We start from the raw sequence: 18,094 nt of genomic DNA on the forward strand, positions 1-18,094 counted from the left end.
CATCCGCCAATGCCTTCTTTCAATGCTCTCCACATGAAAAGATATCTGGTTCTCCTGGCTGCGGCCGCAGCATTGTTCGTGGGCGCTGAAAAAAGCATCGCGCAGACAAATCAGCCAGCGTGGAAAGTCTCCGAATTAGAGTTCATGGATGGACGCAGGCGTTTTCAGGTCCAGGACTATGCAGGGGCTCGCCCGCGGTTCGCGGCGGCGTGGAAGACGCTGGAAGAAAATCCTGGCTGGTCTCCCGAATGGGGATCGCGTGTGGCTTGGGAAACAGGAAAGGCAATTGCGTACACCTGCCGGGACTACGATTTGGCGCTCCGGATGCTCGCAATTGCTCGTGAACAGAACGACCTCATGCCTGTCAAAGATGAATTTAGAGAAGGCCGCATAGTGCGCGAGGCTGCGCGCGTGGCCTATCAGGCCGGGCGGTTTGAACTGGCGGCCCAGTCTTACATCACCGCAGTGTCAAAATTGGAGCCTGCCTACCAAAAGCGCAGCCCGCTACTGGTGGCGGGGCTGTTGGAGGAAGCCTCACCGGCTTGGCAACGCGGTGGAGGCCCATCGCGAGCGGAACAAGCTCGCATTCGAGCCGCCGAGATTCGCAGTCAGGTTCCCCCGAACCCAATGATGAGTAGCGCGGATCCTCCATTGCAGCAGATCTGCGGAGAACCTCGCTGAAGCTATGCTGTTCTTCGTCAATCGACGTGGACCCACAACTGCAGGAGGTAGCCTCGCTGCGGAATGGTGTTGTCCGGGTCCTCTTCAGCTCAGACGCCAATAGGAGCTCTCATGCCAGATCAAAAGCTTGATGGTGGTTGCCAATGCGGAGCAGTCCGCTACCGCATCTCAGGGAATCCGGTGATGGCGGCACTCTGCCACTGCACCATGTGCTGGCGAGCCAATGCGGCGCCGGCAGTCGCCTGGGCAATGTATGAGCTCTCCCAGGTCTCGTTTCTCGCGACGCCACCCACGATCTATGAATCATCGGCGGGTGCAAAGCGCGGTTTCTGCTCTCACTGTGGTACGCAGATCTGCTTCACGGCAGAGTACATCCCGGGGCTCATCGACCTGACGATCGGCAGCCTCGATGAACCAAGCCTGGTTCCTCCCACTTTTCACTACTGGGAGTCCAAGCGCTTGCCCTGGCTTCACGTCGCTGACCAATTACCTGCCTATCCTGAGTTTCCTCCCCAATGAGCAGGCGCCAAGCAGAATGACGTCAGCCACAACATGAAGATCGGTCAAGCCATCATTCGCACGGTCCTATGGCTCTCGGGTGCAGGTGCGCTAGCCTTGATTGCCGTAGCCGGCTATTACGCCAACGAAGTCAGGGCTGCGCGAGTTGCGACGCCGTCGCTGGTTTCCGAAACCTCGAAGCGTTTTGGGGCCCAACTGAAACTTGCTGATTTATCCAAAGAGAGGCAAGCCATGTTGTTGGCGATCGAGGATCCGGCGTTTATTCGGCATCACGGCGTCGATCTTGAAACTCCCGGCGCAGGAATGACGACCATTACTCAAGGTTTGGTCAAGCTCATTTACTTCCCGGATGGGTTCAAGCAAGGCATCGCCAAAGTTCGCCAAACGTTGATTGCGCAATACGCCTTGGATTCGCTGGTTTCCAAGAAGGATCAATTGCAGTTGTTCCTGAATATCTGCTACCTGGGCAACAAGAATGGGCAGCCTGTCCATGGCTATGCGGCCGCCGCGCGGGCATATTTCGGAAAGGCCTTTGCGGAACTCACCGACGAAGAGTTCCTGTCGCTCGTGGCAATGCACATAGCTCCCGATAACCTGAAACCTGGGACGCTTGAAAACACGCAACGCGTCGAGCGCATTCACGCATACCTCTCCGGCAGGTATCGGCCTGCGAGCCTGCTGGATGTTGATTACGACGGAAAGCAACACGGAACACTGGCAGAAGAGGCCCTCATGTCATTCTTGCGGCTTGTTACTGACGCAAGGCCAGACAAACCCTAGCGACAAACGCCTGACATACCGCGCACCCGATCTCTCAATCGAGAGGGCGTTCCGGGGTAAGCCAGGTCACACCTCTTTTCTCTTCCCCTCTAAAGCCTTAGACCGCATGATTCCCTTGCCTCGATAGCCGCACATCTCGACTGAGGGCACCGCTGTACATTTGGTGCACTGGCCCTGCTTCAATTTCTTGCGACGTGGCGCGACACATCCGCCCATTTCGTTTTCCGTTCCCCGTTCTGCGCACTCCGGCAGCCGGTTACCTTCACCCTTAGGCCTCAATAGGCGGAGTTACATGAGAAACGATATTCGACAGGTTCTAACGCTCGCAGTCCTTGCCTGTGCACTGGGCAATGCGTCTGGCCAGCCTGCGGCCGCTGCAAATACTACGCAAAAATCAAATCAGTTCGTGGTTCAAGCCGAGGCCGCCTACAAAGGCATGCTCGAAGCGGAAAAGACTGGAAACCTCGCGTCCTATCGAAAGGTCAGATCAAAGGTCGCTGTGAACGAGACCCTTGGGAATCTGCGCAAAGCCGGAACTCCCGAGAGCGAGGCCGGCGCCGCGTTGCAGCGGGTATCGAAGTACTCGACGAGCCTGGACGGCTTTGATTTTGTGAAGGCCGAAGGGCGGGCAAACGTCGGGCGGATCTTCTATCAAAAGCGCTGGAAGTCCAATGGTGAAGAAATGGTCGATTTCTTTGGCTACCTGATGCGGCTCGAGGACAACGCGTGGAAAGTTGATTGTGTTGTGAATTCGACTGGGACAAAGCTTGGCATGGGCAAGTCGCACAAGATTGAAGAACGAACTATTGATGAAATTGCCGAGCATCAATGCTTGAAGCTGAGCTGAGGCCTGACCCTTCCCAGATGAAGGCGCTTCGTTCGGCCTGGCCGCCGGTCATCTCAAACCTTAAAGTACATCAAGCTCAATGGATCTCGACGGAGTATTTGCGCTCATTCTTCTTGTCTTGCATTGGCGCGTCATGCTGTGTCTTGTTGGCAGTAGTGCGCTGGCAATTGCCCTGGTGCATCTGTTTCCCTGGCTGAGTGCCCTGCAGGGCATCGTCCTGGCCATACTTGGTCTTGTTGCCGGCCTGATCTGGGAAGCGCAGGCAACTACGCCAGAACCGGCGAACGCTCAGAAACCCTCTGAAACCACCACCGGCGCCGCTTGCGCGAGTGCGCTCATCGCCGGCGCCATGTGGGGAGTCTCCAGCGCAAGCTCGATGCATTCCTTTCTTGCTGGCGCGGTGATCTTCATCGCCGTCTCATGGGGGTGGGTCTGGTATACGGGCGTTGTCCAGCCTTCGGTGGCCAAGGATCGGGTGTATCTCTGCATTATTCTTGCGGCATTCGCATTTCCAATCGCGGCAGCGCTCGGCCACAATGCGTTCCAAGCCGGCCCTTGAATCAAGCACAACAAGAAAGAATTCGTCATGCGTTACACCGTCATCCTGTCAACACTGCTTCTTTGCTCCGCCTGCAACGAAACATCGTCGCAACCCGCGGCCGTCATTCCGCCCGCAACGCAAGCTGGCACACCCGCATTGCCCAGCACACAAGAGGCGACGCAAGCACTCCTTGAGATGCTGGATATGAAAGAGTACAAAAATGCCGAAGTCAAGCTGGGCACCTGCATCCCGGCTGTTGAGGCCAAGTACCCAGGGCAAGTCGCTTGCACGGTGGCCTTGAAGATAGGTGCGGGAAGTTCAGAAACCCAAGCCGATTTCTACCGCCGTAGTGGCAAATGGGTGGCCCAGCCTAGCAGCTCGCAGGATAAGCTGCCATTTCCAGACCCCAAGCTTTGAAAGCTATGCCTGCAAATCGCTCAATGCCGGAAATTCAGCCATGAAAGCCGCATTTTTTATCGTCATCGGATATTTGCTGGCGAGCTTGCTTGCAGCCGCTTTTTTACTGGCGTTACAGCCGCCGCACGCGCATTTCCCGGTGCTGGTTGCGCTCGCGTTCTTTCCTCTATACCCGCCGCGGTGGGTGGGCATGGTATTTGACGGGACGGCGACCCCCGTGGAGGCAATGGCACTCGCCTTGTTTGTCTTGGTGATGGGGAGCAGTGTTTACCTGGCGTTCAAAGCCCGGCGGAAGGCGGCTCCGTGAGCAATCCAGCACTCTTGCGAGCGCTGGAAGTTGCCTTTGCGTTGCTTAAGAACCCAGCGTAGGCCGACCCGTCTTGATCGCGGGAACCTGCTCCAGCGCGGTCAGGAAAGCAGCATCGGAGATGCCGGCCAGCAGCTTGATGCCGGCGCGCAGCAGCTCGCTTTTCTTCGCGGGGCGGGTCAGCCTGGCGGCGCGCTGCTTGAGGTCGTCGAGCACCACATATTCGGCCTTGGGAATGGTGAAGCTGTCGCGCACCAGCTTGGGCTTTTTGGTTTTCTCGGGTTTCGCGGCCTTCACGGGCTTGGCGCTTGCCTGGGGCTTGGCTGCGGGCTTTTTGGCGCCGGCTTTTTTCAGCGGGGCTTTCTTGGCCGCGCCTTTGCCGGCCGGGGCCTTGGCGGGGGATGCCTTTTTCGGAGCGGGTTTGGTCGCGGCTTTCACAGGCGCCTTGGGCGTTGCCGTAGTCGGCGTGACGGGTTTCGCAGTTGCTTTTTTGCGGGTTGCCATGGATTGATCCTTTTTCCTTTTGAGTGAACGGTCGAATAAACCGTATATACAGTTTATACGGTTTGATCAAAAGCGGTCAAGCCGCAGCCGGGCGGCAGCGAAAGAGGGGGCTCAGGGGCCGGGCACCACCAGCGTCCACGGCGTCTTCTGCCAGGCCAGCACTTCTTCCTGCAGCAGGTGGGCTGATTGCGGAAAGGCCTGGGCCCAGCCGGCGCGGCAGTTCAGCACAAAAATTCGCCCAGGCTCTGCGCCGCATTCGAGCTGCAGGCCCTTGAGGTCGGGGTCGCGGCGGGCGTGGCAGAGGATGACGGCCAGGCGCAGGCACAGCAGTTGCTGGATGAACACCCGGTCTTCAAAATTGACCTCGAGCTTGCGCAGCTTGCCGCGGTGGCCCAGTACCAGCAGGCTGATGCGGTGCAGTTCGGGCAGGGCAAAACCCGGCGCGTCGGCGTTGTCCAGGATGTAGGCGCCGTGCTTGTGGTAGTCGCTGTGGGAGATCTGGCTGCCGATTTCATGCAACTGCGCGGCCCACTCGAGCTTGCGCTGGAAACGCGCGGAATCGGCGGCGGGCAGGCCGGCGCCGGCCATCACGAACAAGTGCCGCGCGACCTTGCTGACGCGCTGGGCCTGCACGGCATCGGCGCTGAATTTGCCGGCCAGGCGCTGCACGGTGGTGGAGCGCAGGTCCGTCAGGTCGTGTTCGCGGTCCACCAGGTCGTAGAGCACGCCGTGGCGCAGTGCTCCCTGGGCGGCTTCCATCTGGGAGATGCCGAGCAGGTCGAACACGGCGCGCAGCACGCTGACGCCGCCGCCTATGACGGCGCGCCTGTCGTCCTTCATGCCGTCGAGCTTCAGGCGTTCGGCGCTTTGTGCCTTGAGCAGGCGGTCCAGCAGCCAGTCCAGGCCGTCGCGCGTGACCAGGCCCGCGGGCCAGCCCGCGGCCGTCAACACGTCGCTGACGGCGCCTATGGTGCCGGAGGACCCGTAGGCCGCGTCCCAGGCGCCGGCGCGGTAGGCATTGACGGCTTCGTCGAGCACCGCCTTGGCGGCCACCTCGGCGGTCGCGAAGGCGCGCGGGGTGAATTGCCCATCAGGGAAATACTTCATGGACCATGCCACGCTGCCGACGCGGTAGGACTCCATGGTGCGCGCTTCCAGGCCCTTGCCGAGGATCATCTCGGTGGAGCGCCCGCCTATGTCCACCACCAGCCGGCGTTCATCGGACTGGGGCAGCAGGTGCGCCACGCCCTGGTAGATCAGCCGGGCTTCTTCGCGGCCGGGGATGACGTCGATGGGAAAGCCGAGAATCTTGTGGGCGCGCGCTAGGAATTCCTCGCGGTTGCGGGCTTCGCGCAGGGTCTGGGTGGCGACCGCGCGGACCTGGTATTTCTTGAAGCCGGCCAGGCGTTCGCCGAAGCGCGCCAGGCAGTCCCAGCCGCGCTGCATGGCGTCCGGGGTCAGGTTGCGGTCGGCGTCCAGGCCGTTGCCCTGGCGGATGGTTTCCTTGAGGTATTCGGTGCGGTGTATGCGGCCGTGGTCAAAGCGGCCGATTTCGAGGCGAAAGCTGTTGGACCCCAGGTCCACAGCGGCGAGCAGCGTTCCATTTTGCATGCCTGAGTTTAAGGTCTCGGCATGGTGTTCGCGCGGGACCCGCATGAGCATTTCGGGCCGCCTAGCCGATCAGGCGGCCGTCGACCGTCATCATGCTCTGGGTGACGTAGGTGCTGCTGCGGCGCTGGGGGCTGAAGCTCACGCTGAAGCCGCCCATGTTCATGGCGCCGCGGCGCTGGAAAGCGCCCAGGACGTTCTGGCGGTTCAATGCGCCGTCCACTTCGTTGAGCACTTCATAGGTGTAGCGCGCGGCGATGAAACCGGCCAGGCTCAGCGGCGCGGGCGGCTCGTCAAACAGGCGCGCCAGCGTTTCGCGGTAGCTCCTGACAATCGGCAGGCTGGCGTTGACCAGGGGCACGGGCTGGGTGGCGATCACCGGGGTGTTGCGCGCTGCGCCCATCTGCAGCATGGTCTGCAGGTTAACGTCGGCCAGGGCCACGATATAGCGCTGGCGGGACTGCTTTTCCAGGCCCTGGGTGAATTCGGCGAGTTCGGGCGTTCCGCCCACAAAGAGCAGCACGGCGGGCGTGCGGGGCGTGAGTTTCTGGCCCAGCGCGCGCAGGTCGTCGGAGCCCTTGAAGGACTGCAGCTTGAGCTGCAGGGCGGCGGTGATGCGTTCTACGTCGGCGTGGTAGGCGCTGTAGTCCTGGGCCGTCGCGTAAATCGCGCCCAGCTCCTTCAGGCCCATGGTCGAGAGGCTTTTGAGCGCGTAGGCCATCTGTTCCTGGCGCGCCGCGAAGATCGGGAAGGTCTTGTCGTCGATCTCGAGGCTGGAGTTCTGCAGCCACGGGGCCACGTGCGCCATGGGCAGGCCGCCTTTGTGGGAGAGGTCGACGATCTGGCTGGCCACGAAGTCGCCAACGCTGCCGGAAAGGGCCACGCAGGCGGAGTTGTCCCTCACCGAGTCCAGGGCTGTCTTGAGGCTGGCCGGCGTGCCGTCGGTTTCCAGCGTCTGGTGCTCAACGCGGCGTCCGCGAATGCCGCCTTTGGCATTGATGTCCTGCCAGGCGGCGCGCGAGCCGATCAAAAAATCCTTGGAAACGTCTTGTTGCGCCTGCGAAAAATCCACGACCTGCGCCACGACAAGGCTGCGCGAGGCGGATCTGGCGGATTGCGCCCAGGCGGGCACGGCGGTGCTTGCCGCCAGCAGGCCGGCATGTTGCAGCAGCCGGCGGCGGTTGGAGAGAGGTTGAGGCAAGGGCATGGGCATGGCGAGGCTCCTGGCGGTGTATCCGCCGTCAGGTGTCGGGAAGATGCAGGGGTAAAACTGTCAAGGCCCCTGCTTTCGGGGAAAGCCAGGGGCCTGAAGCGGGGCAAAGCAAGGCGCGCGGCCTTGCGCAGGTATCAATATCAGCGTGCGGGCGGAACCAGGACGGCGTCCACCACATGCACCACGCCGTTGGTGGCGGAGATGTCGGCGGTCTGGACCATGGCGTCCTCGATGGTGACGAATTCGCCGGCCTTGGAAAGCGCCACATTGGCGCCGTTGACGGTCTTGCTGTTGCCGTTCTTGACGTCGGCGGCCATGACCTTGCCGGGAATCAGGTGATAGGTCAGGACGGCCTTGAGTTTGGCCGGATCCCTGGCCAGCTCGTCCATGGTCTTGGCGGGCACTTTGGCGAAAGCCTCGTTGGTGGGGGCGAACACGGTGTAAGGGCCGGTGCCCTTGAGGGTGTCGGTCAGCCCGGCCTTGGCCACGAGGCCGTTGAGCGTGCTGAGCTGGGACTGGGAGGCAATGGTGTCGGCGACAGAGACCGGGGTGGATTGGGTGGCGCAGCCGGCGAGGGCGGCGACAGCGGCGGTGAGGACCAGAAAGCGGCGGTTCAGCATGGGAAGTTCTCCTGATTAATCCTGATAAAGACAGGGCCAAGCGTAGGAGCACCCGGTGACAGATTCGTGACGGAAATTTGAAGCTTTTGTGACGCTCCCCAGGGGCGGATGCCCCCTGGGAGGCTGTCATATTTGTCACAAGCTTGTCACACAAGCTTCCTACAGTCGACGCATCTCCTTAGCAGTCCCAAGCAATCCCAACTATTTCCAACCCAGAGGTGTTCTGATGAACCTGACTTTCAAAGCTTCCCTGACGGCCGCGATGGGCCTTGCCTTCGCCTCTTTGGCCACGCTGGCCAGCGCCCAAGACGTGACCGGCGCCGGCGCCAGCTTCCCGGCCCCCCTGTATTCCAAGTGGGCCGCTGATTACAACAAGGCCACCAGCGTCAAGATCAACTACCAGTCGGTGGGTTCCGGCGCCGGTTTGCGCCAGATTGAAGCCAAGACCGTCGATTTCGGCGCATCCGACGCTCCCCTGAAAGATGAAGAACTGGCCAAAAAAGGCCTGATGCAATTCCCCACCGTGATCGGCGGCGTGATCCCCGTGGTCAACATCAAGGGCATTACCCCCGGCCAGCTCAAGCTGAGCGGCCAGGTGCTGGGCGACATCTACCTCGGCAAGATCACCAAGTGGACCGACCCGGCCATCAAGGCGCTGAACCCCACGCTGCCCCTGCCTGACGCGGCCATCGCACCGGTGCGCCGCGCCGATGGTTCCGGCACCAGCTTCATCTTCACGAACTACCTGAGCAAGGTCAACGCCGAGTGGAAGTCCAAAGTGGGCGAGGGCACGGCAGTGAACTGGCCGGTGGGCGCGGGCGGCAAGGGCAATGAAGGCGTGGCGGCATTCGTCGGCCGCCTGCCCAACTCGATCGGCTATGTGGAATACGCCTACGTCAAGCAAAACAAGATGACCTTTGCCCAGCTGAAGAACGCGGCCGGCAACTTCGTGTCGCCCGAAGACGGCGCTTTCAAGGCCGCCGCGGCCGGTGCCGAGTGGTCCAAGAGCTTCTACCAGATCCTGACCGAGCAGCCCGGCAAGGATTCGTGGCCCATCACCGGCGCCACCTTCATCCTGATGCAGAAAGTCCAGGACAAGCCCGCCCAGGCCGCCGCTTCCCTCAAGTTCTTTGAGTGGGCCTACAAAAACGGCGACAAGACCGCCGACGACCTGGACTATGTGCCCATGCCAGCCGCCGTGAAGACCATCATCGAAAAAGCCTGGGGCGACATCAAGGACGCATCCGGCAAGACGGTGGCCTATAAATAAGCGCAGCCTGCTGATTTCCGCAGTCTTTACAAAACACAGGGGTTTCTCACGTGTCCTCTACACTTCCGGCTAGCCGGGCCGCTTTTGACCACCCGGCCAAAGCGACCGGACGCGACATGACCAATCCTCCCCCCGGCAATGCCGTGCGCAGAAGTCCCCTGGCGGACCGGCTGTTCGGCTGGGCCGCGCAAGGCGCGGCCTGGTTGACGCTGGCCCTGCTGGCCGGCATCCTGGTGTCGCTGGTGATAGGGGCATGGCCCGCGATCAGCAAATACGGCCTCGGCTTCCTGACCAGTAGCGTCTGGGACCCCGTCAAGGGCGAGTACGGCGGCCTGGTCATGATTTACGGTACCCTCGCCACCTCGCTGATCGCGCTGCTCATCGCGGTGCCGGTGAGCTTCGGCATCGCGCTGTTCCTGACGGAGCTGTCGCCCGCATGGCTCAAAAGGCCGCTGGGCACCGCCATCGAGCTGCTCGCCGCCGTGCCGTCCATCGTCTACGGCATGTGGGGCCTGCTGGTGTTCGGGCCCATCCTGGCCACCTATGTGCAGCAGCCGTTGCAAAGCCTGTTGACCGGTATTCCCTACCTGGGCGCGCTGGTGTCGGGCCCTCCCGTGGGCATAGGCATTTTGTCGGCCGGCATCATCCTGGCCATCATGATCATTCCCTTCATCGCCTCGGTGATGCGGGACGTGTTCGAGGTCACGCCGGTGCTGCTCAAGGAGTCGGCCTACGGGCTGGGTTCCACCACCTGGGAAGTCGTTTCCAAGGTCGTGCTGCCTTACACCAAGGCCGGCGTGGTCGGCGGCATCATGCTGGGACTGGGACGCGCGCTGGGCGAGACCATGGCGGTCACCTTCGTCATCGGCAATTTCAACCAGCTCGACTCGCTGAGCCTGTTCCAGGCGGCCAACAGCATCACCTCGGCGCTGGCCAACGAGTTCGCCGAAGCCGGCGAGGGCCTGCACCAGGCTGCTTTGATTTACCTGGGCCTGGTGCTGTTCTTCATCACCTTTGTGGTGCTGTCGCTGTCCAAGCTGCTGCTGGCCCAGCTGCGAAAAAGTGAAGGGGTTAAAACATGAGCGCCGTGATGCAAGAAGACGCACGCCTGGCAAAGTTCGCCCGGCGCAAGCGGGTCAACCGGATCGCGCTGGTTCTTTCCCTGGCAGCCATGTCCTTCGGCCTGTTCTGGCTGGCATGGATTCTGTGGGAAACCATACGCCTGGGCGTGGGTGGCCTCTCCTGGGCCACGCTGACGCAGATGACACCGGCGCCCAATGAAGAGGGCGGTATCGCCAATGCGATTTACGGCTCCTTCCTGATGGTGCTGCTGGCCACTTTTGTGGGTACGCCGATCGGCATCATGGCGGGCATCTACCTGGCCGAGTACAACACCAAGGGCATGCTGGCCTCCGTGACGCGCTTCGTCAACGACATCCTGCTGTCCGCGCCGTCCATCGTGATCGGGCTGTTCGTCTACACGGTCGTCGTGTCGCAGTTCAAGTCCTATTCGGGCTGGGCCGGTGTCTTGGCGCTCGCGCTGATCGTGATTCCCGTGGTCATCCGCACCACGGAGAACATGCTGCAATTGGTGCCGCCGGGCCTGCGGGAAGCCGCTTACGCCCTGGGCGCGCCCAAGTGGAAGGTCATCACCAGCATCACGCTGCGCGCCGCGCGCGCCGGTGTGACGACCGGCATCCTGCTGGCCGTCGCCCGGATCGCCGGTGAAACGGCGCCGCTGTTGTTCACGGCGCTGAACAACCAGTTCTGGACCTCGGACCTGAACCAGCCCATGGCCAGCCTGCCCGTGACGATCTTCAAGTTCGCGCTGAGCCCTTATGAGAACTGGCAGCAACTGGCATGGGCAGGCGTGTTCCTGATCACCATGGCCGTGCTGGGCCTGAACATCCTGGCGCGCGTGCTGACACGCGCCAAAAACTGACAGCCACACAACACAACAAGGTCAAAGATGGACACCATCACCGCACAACGCGAGCAATCGAAAATTTCGGTCAAGAACCTCGACTTCTATTACGGCAAGTTCCACGCCCTCAAGGGCATCAACCTGGAAATCCCGGAAAAGAAGGTCACCGCCTTCATCGGCCCCTCGGGCTGCGGCAAGTCCACGCTGCTGCGCATCTTCAACCGCATGTATGAGCTCTACCCCGAACAGCGCGCCGAAGGCGAGATCATGTTCGACGGCGAGAACCTGCTGACGTCGAAAAAAGACGTGGCGCTGATCCGCTCCAAGGTCGGCATGGTGTTCCAGAAGCCGACGCCGTTCCCGATGTCGATCTACGACAACATCGCTTTCGGCGTGAAGCTGTTTGAAAGCCTGAACGCCTCCGACATGGACGAGCGCGTGGAATGGGCGCTGCGCAAGGCCGCGCTGTGGACCGAAGTCAAAGACAAGCTCAACCAGAGCGGCTCCAGCCTCTCGGGTGGCCAGCAGCAGCGCCTGTGCATTGCCCGCGGCATCGCCATCAAGCCTGAAGTGCTGCTGCTGGACGAACCCTGTTCGGCGCTGGACCCTATTTCCACCGCCAAAGTGGAAGAGTTGATCGCCGAACTGAAGAACGAATACACGGTGGTCATCGTGACGCACAACATGCAGCAGGCTGCCCGCTGCAGCGACTACACGGCCTATATGTACCTGGGCGACTTGGTCGAATTCGGCGCCACCGAAGACCTGTTCTTCAAGCCCAAGCGCAAAGAGACCGAAGACTACATTACCGGCCGTTTTGGCTGATACGGATTAGGGAGCACATATGCCTGATAAACACCTATCGACGCAGTTTGACAGCGAACTCAATGGCGTCTCTTCGCGCGTCATGGAACTCGGCGGCCTCGTCGAGTCACAGATTCGCCTGGCCATTTATGCGCTGTCCCAGTTCAGCGCCGAAAGCGCCAACCAGGTCATCGAAACCGAATCGCGCGTCAACGCGATGGAAATCGACATCGACCGTGAGCTGTCGTCCATCATCGCGCGGCGCCAGCCCACGGCCCGCGACCTGCGCCTGCTGATCGCGATTTCCAAGACCACGGCCAACCTTGAGCGCGCCGGCGACGAAGCCGAGAAGATCGCGCGCATGGTCAAGTCCATCATCGAGAGCGGATCGGCCCGGGCCCTGCCTTCGTCAGACCTTCGCATCGCGGCGGAGCTGGCTTCCGGCCTGCTGCGCAAGGCGCTGGACGCCTTTGCCCGGCTGGACACCGCGGTGGCGGTCTCCATCCTCAAGGAAGACGACCAGATCGACCAGGAATTCGACGGTTTTGTGCGCAAGCTCATCACTTACATGATGGAAGACCCGCGCACCATCTCGCCGAGCCTGGACCTGTTGTTCGTGGCCAAGGCCATAGAGCGCGTGGGCGACCATGCCAAGAACATCGCGGAGTTCATCATCTACATCGTCAAGGGCGCCGACGTGCGCCATACCCCGATGGAGCAGATCGAGTCTGCAGTAAAGTAAAGACGGAATGAAACACCTGCCACGCATACTGATCGTTGAAGACGAGCCGGCCATCGCCGAGTTGATTGCCGTCAACCTGCGGCATGGCGGCTTCGACCCCGTGGTGGCGGAAGACAGCGTGTCGGCCCAGCGCGAACTCGACGCCGTGCTGCCCGACGCCATCCTGCTCGACTGGATGCTGCCGGGGCAAAGCGGCCTGGCCCTGGCCCGCCACTGGCGCAAGCAGGCGCGCACCAAGAGCATTCCCATCCTGATGCTGACGGCGCGCGGCGACGAGCCCGACAAGGTGGCCGGGCTGGATGCCGGCGCCGACGACTACATCACCAAGCCCTTTTCCACCCAGGAACTGCTGGCGCGCATACGCGCCGTGCTGCGTCGCCGCGCGCCCGAGTCGGTGAACGACAGTGTGACGGTGGGTGGACTGGTCCTGGACGCCGCCACGCACCGAATTTCCTACCTGGGCCAGGAGCTCAAGTTGGGCCCGACCGAGTTCAAGCTGCTGCATTACCTGATGAAGCACGCCGAACGTGTGCACAGCCGCAGCTCCCTGCTCGACAAGGTCTGGGGCGACCACGTCTTCATTGAAGAACGCACCGTCGACGTCCACGTCAAGCGCCTGCGCGAGGCCCTGGGCGCTGCGGGCACCATGGTGGAAACCGTTCGAGGCGCCGGTTACCGGCTGACCGCGATGGCAGCCAACAACCCGGTCGCTGCGGCACAATCCAGCGCATGATCAGTCGCTGGATTGTTTTTGCCGCCTGCATGATTGTTGGCGGCGGCTTGGGCTTTTGGGCGCGCACCGTCAACGGCCTGAGCTTCGGGCTGGGCATAGGCCTGGCGGTGGGGGCCATGGTCTGGCTGGTGATCGACAGCTTCTTCATCAACCGCCTGCTGCGCTGGCTGCGCACCGAACAAAACAACGACACCCCGGCCGTGATGGCGGGCAGCGCGCCCAGCATCCCCGGCGTCTGGGGGGAGGTCGCGGACCGGACCCGCCGCCTGCTCAAGAACCGCGACCAGCAATACCAGGAAAGCCAGGCCCGCCTCGACGAATTCCTGGCGGCCATGCAGGCCTCGCCCAGCGGCGTGGTGCTGCTCGATGCGCAGGGCCGCATCGAGTGGTGCAACCAGATGGCCAGCCAGCATTTCGGCTTCGATGCCCAGCGCGACGTGCTGCAGCACATCGCCAACCTGGTGCGCGACCCGGCCTTCAAGGCCTACGTGGCGGCGGGCAACTTCAAGCACGATGTGGTGATTCCGGGCAGCGCCAGCACGCCGGCGCGCCCGGTGAAGCTGTCGGTCCATGTGCATTCCTACGGCAAGGACCGCAAGCTGCTGCTGTCGCGCGACATCACGGCCGTGGAGCTGGCCGAAGCCATGCGCCGCGATTTCGTGGCCAATGTGTCGCACGAAATCCGCACGCCGCTGACGGTGCTGTCCGGCTTTATCGAAACCCTTCAGACCCTGCCGCTCAAGGAGCCCGAGCGCGCCCGCTACCTGGCGCTGATGTCGCAGCAGTCGCAGCGCATGCAGACCCTGGTCAGCGATCTGCTGACCTTGTCGCGCCTGGAAGGCAGCCCTTTTCCGGGCGCCACCGACTGGATGACGCTGGGCGCGCTGCTGGCCCAGTGCGAGCAGGAAGCCAGGGCCTTGTCGGCGGTGATCGCGCCGCAGGGGCACCGGCTGGAGTTTGATGCCGGCCCGGCGTCGGAAATCGCCGGCGTGCAGACAGAGCTTTACAGCGCCATGTCCAACCTTGTGACCAACGCGGTGCGCTACACGCCCGAGGGCGGCATGGTGCGCGTGAGCTGGACGCTGCTGGAAGACGGCCGCGGCGAATTCAAGGTCAAGGACAGCGGCCCCGGCATCGCGCCCGAACATCTGCCGCGCCTGACGGAGCGTTTTTACCGCATAGACCGCAGCCGTTCACGCGAGACCGGCGGCACCGGCCTGGGCCTGGCCATCGTCAAGCACGTGGCACAGCGCCACGGCGCCGAATTGCAGATTGAAAGCGAGCCGGGACAGGGCTCGTGCTTTTCCATCGTCTTTCCGGCCGTACGCGTGCGCCGGGTTCAGGTGGTGCAGGCCGCTTAGGCCTGCGTGGCCTGCGCCGCCGGCGCCACCCGCAGGCTGCGCCTGACGGCGTGCCACAGCAGGCCCAGGAAGCAGGCCGCCACGAGTGCGATGGCCACCGTGCTGGCGGCCCAGAAGCTGGCCGCCGATTGTGTGGCCGGATGGCCGGCGATGCCCTCATAGGCCAGGCGGTAGCCGCCCAGCAAGCCCAGGCCCCACAGCAACACGCCATAAAGAGCCAGCGGCACGATGGTGATGCGGTAGCAGCGCAGCAAAAATGCGGTCAGTGCCTGCGTCGCATCGGCCACATGGTAGAAGGCCACCCACACCAGCAGCGACGAAGCCAGCGCGACGATCTCGGGGCTGCCCGAGTACCAGCTTGCCAGCAGGGGCCCGGCCATGGAGACAAACGCCGCCAGCGTGAGCGCCGCCACCCCGGTGAGCTTGAGCCCCAGCAGCACCACACGTTTGGCATAGTCCGGCCGGCCCGCGCCTATCCAGAAGGACACACGCGCGCTGCAGGCGATGGCCATCGACAGCGGCATCATGTAGAGCACCGCCGCCACGCTGGACGCGATCTGGTGGCTGGCCGATGCGACCGTGCCCAAGCGCGCGATGAACAGGGCCATCAGCGTGAAAGAGGTCACCTCCACCAGGTAGGCCAGCCCGCCCGGAATGCCCAGCCGGGCGAAATTGCCGATCTGCGACCAGTCGGGGTGCTCCATGCGTTCCCAGAGGCGGTAAGGCGTGTACATCGGCCGGGTCCGCAGCATCAGCACGGCCAGCACCAGCAGCAGGTAGTTCACGATCAGCGTGGCCCAGGCGCAGCCCACGGCGCCCATGGGCTCCACGCCGGCGCCGCCGGCCACCAGCCAGATCGACAGCGGGATCTTGACCAGCAGGGCACCGACCTGCAGCCAGGTGACCAGTAGTGGCTTGCCCAGCGCCTGGTTGAAGGTGCTGTAGATGCGAAACAGCAGCGTGGGCGCAAATGCGAAGGCCAGCACCGCGAGGTAGTGCTGGACTTCATCGCGCATCAACTCGGGCACCTGGGCCCAGCGCAGCAGCGCGCCGGGAAACAGCATTGCGGCCATGCCCACCGCCACGATGAAGGCGCACAAGTACATGCTTTGCCGCACGGAAGCACCCACGGCGTCATGGCGCCGCGCGCCCAGCATCTCGGACCAGATGGGCAGCAGCGCCTGCACGATGCCGATCAGCCCCACGTACACGCTGACATAGAGGGCCGAGCCCACCGACAGCGCGGCCAGCGCCTGGTCGCTGTAGCGGCCCGCGATCACGGTGTCGGCCACGCCGAAGGCCATGATGGCCAGTTGCCCGACCAGCACCGTGCCCGCGTGCCGGCTGATGACCTTGAGTTCGCTCAAGGTCTGGCTTTGCCGTTGGCGCGGCGGGAAGGAGCCGGTGCTTTGGCCGGAGTGTCCTGGCTGATCCGCTTGTAGAGCAGCACGTTCTCGGTCTTGTCGGTGGGCCGGCGCACCGTCGCCTGGAAAGCCCAGTCGGGCAGGTTGACCGTGTTGCTGAGCGTGGGCTGGGCTTCGACGTCGACGATCAGGTAGGGGCAGCTAGCCTGCGCGCCGGCTTGGCGCAACTCAAGCTTGCCGTGGTATTGCAGGGCGGCGGCCTGGGCGCTGCCGATGCCGTAGATTTCGACGCAGGCGTTTTTGTCTACCAAGCTGGCGATCTGGCGCGACATGGGTGCGAAGCTGCGCGCATAGTCGAGCAGCGGCATCCAGAGCGTCATCAGCAGCAGCCAGCACAGGGTGGCGCCGCCGGCCGGCAGCACCAGCGATTTCCAGACGGCCGCGCGTTGCGCCCCGGCGCGCCATTTGACGAGCCAGGTCCAGGCGAGAGTGGCGGCCAGCGCGAAAAGAAAGGCCAGCCAGGAAAAGCTGGGCTCGAAGCCGGGCGCGAGCTTGGCCACGTTGGCAGCGGGCTGGCGCGGCACGCCGGTCTGCATGGCGATCCAGACCACCCAGATGATGATGCCGCAGCCGGTGAAAAACAGCAGCGTGAACCAGTCGATCAGCGAAGCCACGCTGCGCTTGAGTGTGGGCAGTGCGAAGGCGGCGAGCGCTGCCAGCGGGGGCAGGCTCAGCAGCAGGCTGCGGTCGGAGGCTGTGGTGGTCAGTGTGGCGGCCACGGCCATGGTGGCAAACCACAGCGGCAGGGCGACATGGCGGCTGGCCAGCTGTCGGCGCCAGCGGTAGAGCGTCCACATCGCCAGCGGCCAGGCCGGCCAGGTGAACCACAGCAGCAGGCGCCCCAGGCTGCGCCAGTCCCGCCAGGCGGTGGCGTCGTCAGAGCCAGGCAGGTGGATGCGCCAGCGCCAGAGGTCCAGCCCATAGGCCAGCAGCGAGACACCCAGCGTGATGCTGGTGATCAGCAGCACCCAGTGCCAGGACTGTTGTTTGGCCGCGGGGTCTTTCTGGTCGGTGCCCCAGTGCATGTGGATCCATTCCACCAGCGCGCCGCCCGCGCCCAGCAGCAGGGCCAGCGTGGGGGCGCCGCTCAGGGTCAGCCCGGCCAGGCCGACCAGCAGGCCGAAGGCCGGCCCGAAGATTTTGGTGGCGCGGCGATAGGGGCTGGCCGCCATGGCGTAGAAGGCCAGGGCCGTGAAGCCCAGTTGCGCCAGTGCCGGCGTGGTTTCGTGGGAGAGCTGCGCCAGGCCCAGGCTGGCGATCAGCGCCAGCAGGCCGGCATCGGCGATCGCCCGGGCGTAGTCCACCGGGCCGGCCTCGCCGCCAAAGGCGAAGGCGACCGGCTGGGCCAGCGGGCTGCGGGCCAGGTAATAAACGGCATACCAGGTAGCCAGCAAGGTCAGCACCAGCAGGCCCACAAACGGCACCCGCACCGCCAGGGCCGGGTCCAGGAAAGGCAGCCATTTGATCGCGATCGCACCCAGCCAGTAGGGGGCCAGCGCGTCAAATTCGGTGGCCCGGCCCAGCAACTGCGGCTGCAGCCAGTTGGCCACCGTGGAAGCCAGTTCGCGCATTACGCCGAAGGCCGCGATGTCCTCGTTTTTCCAGGGGCCGCGCCCCAGGAAGCCCGGCAGCACGTAGGCCGCGCAGAACAGCAGCAGCGCAAGCCGCGGCAGGCGGCGCACGGCGGACTGGGCAATGATGGCGGGTGAAGGTTTGTTCAAAACGGTTGGGGTCGGCGAAAGGCGAGGGTGGCGGGAATGGCCGTCAGTCCGGTATCCAGGGCCAGCGCTGATTTTGCG

20 protein-coding genes are annotated in these 18,094 nt (G+C 63.3%); 14 read left to right on the forward strand and 6 right to left on the reverse strand.

Going from position 1 to position 18,094, the window contains the following annotated elements; translation table 11 throughout:
* Positions 1–9 precede the first annotated feature (9 nt).
* From AC1D0O_RS00140 to AC1D0O_RS00170, 7 genes are all read left to right on the forward strand, one after another.
* A complete protein-coding gene (locus tag AC1D0O_RS00140; RefSeq protein ID WP_477651537.1) occupies positions 10–681 on the forward strand; it encodes a hypothetical protein in 672 nt (223 codons plus the stop codon).
* A gap of 111 nt (positions 682–792) precedes the next feature.
* Entirely contained in the window at positions 793–1,200 is a 408-nt protein-coding gene (locus tag AC1D0O_RS00145) for a GFA family protein (protein WP_477651538.1), read from the forward strand.
* A 33-nt stretch (positions 1,201–1,233) separates the two neighbouring features.
* Complete coding sequence (locus tag AC1D0O_RS00150; RefSeq protein ID WP_477651539.1) at positions 1,234–1,980, forward strand: transglycosylase domain-containing protein; 747 nt, start codon at positions 1,234–1,236, stop codon at positions 1,978–1,980.
* Positions 1,981–2,272: 292 nt separating this feature from the next.
* A complete protein-coding gene (locus tag AC1D0O_RS00155) occupies positions 2,273–2,827 on the forward strand; it encodes a hypothetical protein (RefSeq protein ID WP_477651540.1) in 555 nt (184 codons plus the stop codon).
* Between the two features lie 79 nt (positions 2,828–2,906).
* Entirely contained in the window at positions 2,907–3,386 is a 480-nt protein-coding gene (locus AC1D0O_RS00160) for a hypothetical protein (protein WP_477651541.1), read from the forward strand.
* A gap of 27 nt (positions 3,387–3,413) precedes the next feature.
* Positions 3,414–3,785, forward strand: coding sequence for a hypothetical protein (locus AC1D0O_RS00165; RefSeq protein ID WP_477651542.1), 372 nt, complete (start codon positions 3,414–3,416; stop codon positions 3,783–3,785).
* Positions 3,786–3,825: 40 nt separating this feature from the next.
* A complete protein-coding gene (locus tag AC1D0O_RS00170) occupies positions 3,826–4,092 on the forward strand; it encodes a hypothetical protein (protein WP_477651543.1) in 267 nt (88 codons plus the stop codon).
* 45 nt (positions 4,093–4,137) lie between these two features.
* On the opposite strand, the gene AC1D0O_RS00175 is transcribed toward AC1D0O_RS00170, so the two are convergent.
* The 4 genes from AC1D0O_RS00175 to AC1D0O_RS00190 all read right to left on the reverse strand — a co-directional run bounded on the left by AC1D0O_RS00175 (position 4,138) and on the right by AC1D0O_RS00190 (position 8,037).
* On the reverse strand, positions 4,138–4,596 hold the full coding sequence (locus AC1D0O_RS00175; protein WP_477651544.1) for a hypothetical protein: 459 nt from the start codon (positions 4,594–4,596) through the stop codon (positions 4,138–4,140).
* A 111-nt stretch (positions 4,597–4,707) separates the two neighbouring features.
* Positions 4,708–6,207 (reverse strand): exopolyphosphatase, encoded by a 1,500-nt coding sequence (ppx, locus tag AC1D0O_RS00180; RefSeq protein ID WP_477651545.1) that lies wholly within the window; start codon positions 6,205–6,207, stop codon positions 4,708–4,710.
* A gap of 61 nt (positions 6,208–6,268) precedes the next feature.
* Positions 6,269–7,417, reverse strand: a complete 1,149-nt coding sequence (locus AC1D0O_RS00185) for an ABC transporter substrate-binding protein (RefSeq protein WP_477651546.1) — start codon at positions 7,415–7,417, stop codon at positions 6,269–6,271.
* 140 nt (positions 7,418–7,557) lie between these two features.
* A complete protein-coding gene (locus AC1D0O_RS00190; protein WP_477651547.1) occupies positions 7,558–8,037 on the reverse strand; it encodes a fasciclin domain-containing protein in 480 nt (159 codons plus the stop codon).
* Positions 8,038–8,263: 226 nt separating this feature from the next.
* Here AC1D0O_RS00190 and pstS point away from each other — a divergent pair, with 226 nt between their 5' ends.
* The 7 genes from pstS to phoR all read left to right on the forward strand — a co-directional run bounded on the left by pstS (position 8,264) and on the right by phoR (position 14,871).
* The gene (gene pstS / locus AC1D0O_RS00195; RefSeq protein ID WP_477651548.1) at positions 8,264–9,307 is read left to right on the forward strand and encodes a phosphate ABC transporter substrate-binding protein PstS; all 1,044 of its coding nucleotides are present in this window, start codon (positions 8,264–8,266) and stop codon (positions 9,305–9,307) included.
* Positions 9,308–9,423: 116 nt separating this feature from the next.
* Entirely contained in the window at positions 9,424–10,389 is a 966-nt protein-coding gene (gene pstC, locus AC1D0O_RS00200; RefSeq protein ID WP_477651549.1) for a phosphate ABC transporter permease subunit PstC, read from the forward strand.
* On the forward strand, positions 10,386–11,249 hold the full coding sequence (pstA, locus tag AC1D0O_RS00205) for a phosphate ABC transporter permease PstA (RefSeq protein ID WP_477651550.1): 864 nt from the start codon (positions 10,386–10,388) through the stop codon (positions 11,247–11,249). Before pstC ends, pstA begins: the two co-directional genes overlap by 4 nt.
* Positions 11,250–11,276: 27 nt before the next feature.
* A complete protein-coding gene (gene pstB / locus AC1D0O_RS00210) occupies positions 11,277–12,056 on the forward strand; it encodes a phosphate ABC transporter ATP-binding protein PstB (protein ID WP_007871927.1) in 780 nt (259 codons plus the stop codon).
* Between the two features lie 19 nt (positions 12,057–12,075).
* Positions 12,076–12,777, forward strand: coding sequence for a phosphate signaling complex protein PhoU (phoU, locus tag AC1D0O_RS00215; protein ID WP_411879881.1), 702 nt, complete (start codon positions 12,076–12,078; stop codon positions 12,775–12,777).
* 7 nt (positions 12,778–12,784) lie between these two features.
* The gene (gene phoB, locus AC1D0O_RS00220; protein WP_431096707.1) at positions 12,785–13,510 is read left to right on the forward strand and encodes a phosphate regulon transcriptional regulator PhoB; all 726 of its coding nucleotides are present in this window, start codon (positions 12,785–12,787) and stop codon (positions 13,508–13,510) included.
* Positions 13,507–14,871: a phosphate regulon sensor histidine kinase PhoR gene (gene phoR / locus AC1D0O_RS00225; protein WP_477651551.1), complete on the forward strand. Its 1,365-nt coding sequence runs from the start codon at positions 13,507–13,509 to the stop codon at positions 14,869–14,871. Before phoB ends, phoR begins: the two co-directional genes overlap by 4 nt.
* Here the strand turns inward: phoR and AC1D0O_RS00230 are convergent.
* Together AC1D0O_RS00230 and AC1D0O_RS00235 are read right to left on the reverse strand one after the other, a co-directional pair.
* Entirely contained in the window at positions 14,868–16,238 is a 1,371-nt protein-coding gene (locus AC1D0O_RS00230) for an MATE family efflux transporter (protein WP_477651552.1), read from the reverse strand. The genes phoR and AC1D0O_RS00230 overlap by 4 nt on opposite strands.
* Positions 16,235–18,016 carry a hypothetical protein gene (locus AC1D0O_RS00235; protein WP_477651553.1) on the reverse strand — a complete coding sequence of 594 codons (1,782 nt, stop codon included), beginning with the start codon at positions 18,014–18,016 and terminating at the stop codon, positions 16,235–16,237. Before AC1D0O_RS00235 ends, AC1D0O_RS00230 begins: the two co-directional genes overlap by 4 nt.
* Between the last annotated feature and the right edge of the window lie 78 nt (positions 18,017–18,094).

This window comes from Polaromonas sp. P1_F2 (assembly GCF_056405735.1).

What these genes read in the sequence shown, in the direction of transcription:
- AC1D0O_RS00190 (WP_477651547.1), bottom strand. Translation starts at nt 8,037, where the DNA reads ATGCTGAACCGCCGCTTTCTGGTCCTCACCGCCGCTGTCGCCGCCCTC.
- ppx (WP_477651545.1), bottom strand. Translation starts at nt 6,207, where the DNA reads ATGCAAAATGGAACGCTGCTCGCCGCTGTGGACCTGGGGTCCAACAGC.
- phoU (WP_411879881.1), top strand. Translation starts at nt 12,076, where the DNA reads ATGCCTGATAAACACCTATCGACGCAGTTTGACAGCGAACTCAATGGC.
- pstA (WP_477651550.1), top strand. Translation starts at nt 10,386, where the DNA reads ATGAGCGCCGTGATGCAAGAAGACGCACGCCTGGCAAAGTTCGCCCGG.
- AC1D0O_RS00170 (WP_477651543.1), top strand. Translation starts at nt 3,826, where the DNA reads ATGAAAGCCGCATTTTTTATCGTCATCGGATATTTGCTGGCGAGCTTG.
- AC1D0O_RS00160 (WP_477651541.1), top strand. Translation starts at nt 2,907, where the DNA reads ATGGATCTCGACGGAGTATTTGCGCTCATTCTTCTTGTCTTGCATTGG.
- AC1D0O_RS00145 (WP_477651538.1), top strand. Translation starts at nt 793, where the DNA reads ATGCCAGATCAAAAGCTTGATGGTGGTTGCCAATGCGGAGCAGTCCGC.
- pstC (WP_477651549.1), top strand. Translation starts at nt 9,424, where the DNA reads ATGACCAATCCTCCCCCCGGCAATGCCGTGCGCAGAAGTCCCCTGGCG.
- pstS (WP_477651548.1), top strand. Translation starts at nt 8,264, where the DNA reads ATGAACCTGACTTTCAAAGCTTCCCTGACGGCCGCGATGGGCCTTGCC.
- AC1D0O_RS00185 (WP_477651546.1), bottom strand. Translation starts at nt 7,417, where the DNA reads ATGCCCATGCCCTTGCCTCAACCTCTCTCCAACCGCCGCCGGCTGCTG.
- phoB (WP_431096707.1), top strand. Translation starts at nt 12,785, where the DNA reads ATGAAACACCTGCCACGCATACTGATCGTTGAAGACGAGCCGGCCATC.
- pstB (WP_007871927.1), top strand. Translation starts at nt 11,277, where the DNA reads ATGGACACCATCACCGCACAACGCGAGCAATCGAAAATTTCGGTCAAG.
- AC1D0O_RS00165 (WP_477651542.1), top strand. Translation starts at nt 3,414, where the DNA reads ATGCGTTACACCGTCATCCTGTCAACACTGCTTCTTTGCTCCGCCTGC.
- AC1D0O_RS00175 (WP_477651544.1), bottom strand. Translation starts at nt 4,596, where the DNA reads ATGGCAACCCGCAAAAAAGCAACTGCGAAACCCGTCACGCCGACTACG.
- AC1D0O_RS00150 (WP_477651539.1), top strand. Translation starts at nt 1,234, where the DNA reads ATGAAGATCGGTCAAGCCATCATTCGCACGGTCCTATGGCTCTCGGGT.
- AC1D0O_RS00140 (WP_477651537.1), top strand. Translation starts at nt 10, where the DNA reads ATGCCTTCTTTCAATGCTCTCCACATGAAAAGATATCTGGTTCTCCTG.
- AC1D0O_RS00155 (WP_477651540.1), top strand. Translation starts at nt 2,273, where the DNA reads ATGAGAAACGATATTCGACAGGTTCTAACGCTCGCAGTCCTTGCCTGT.
- phoR (WP_477651551.1), top strand. Translation starts at nt 13,507, where the DNA reads ATGATCAGTCGCTGGATTGTTTTTGCCGCCTGCATGATTGTTGGCGGC.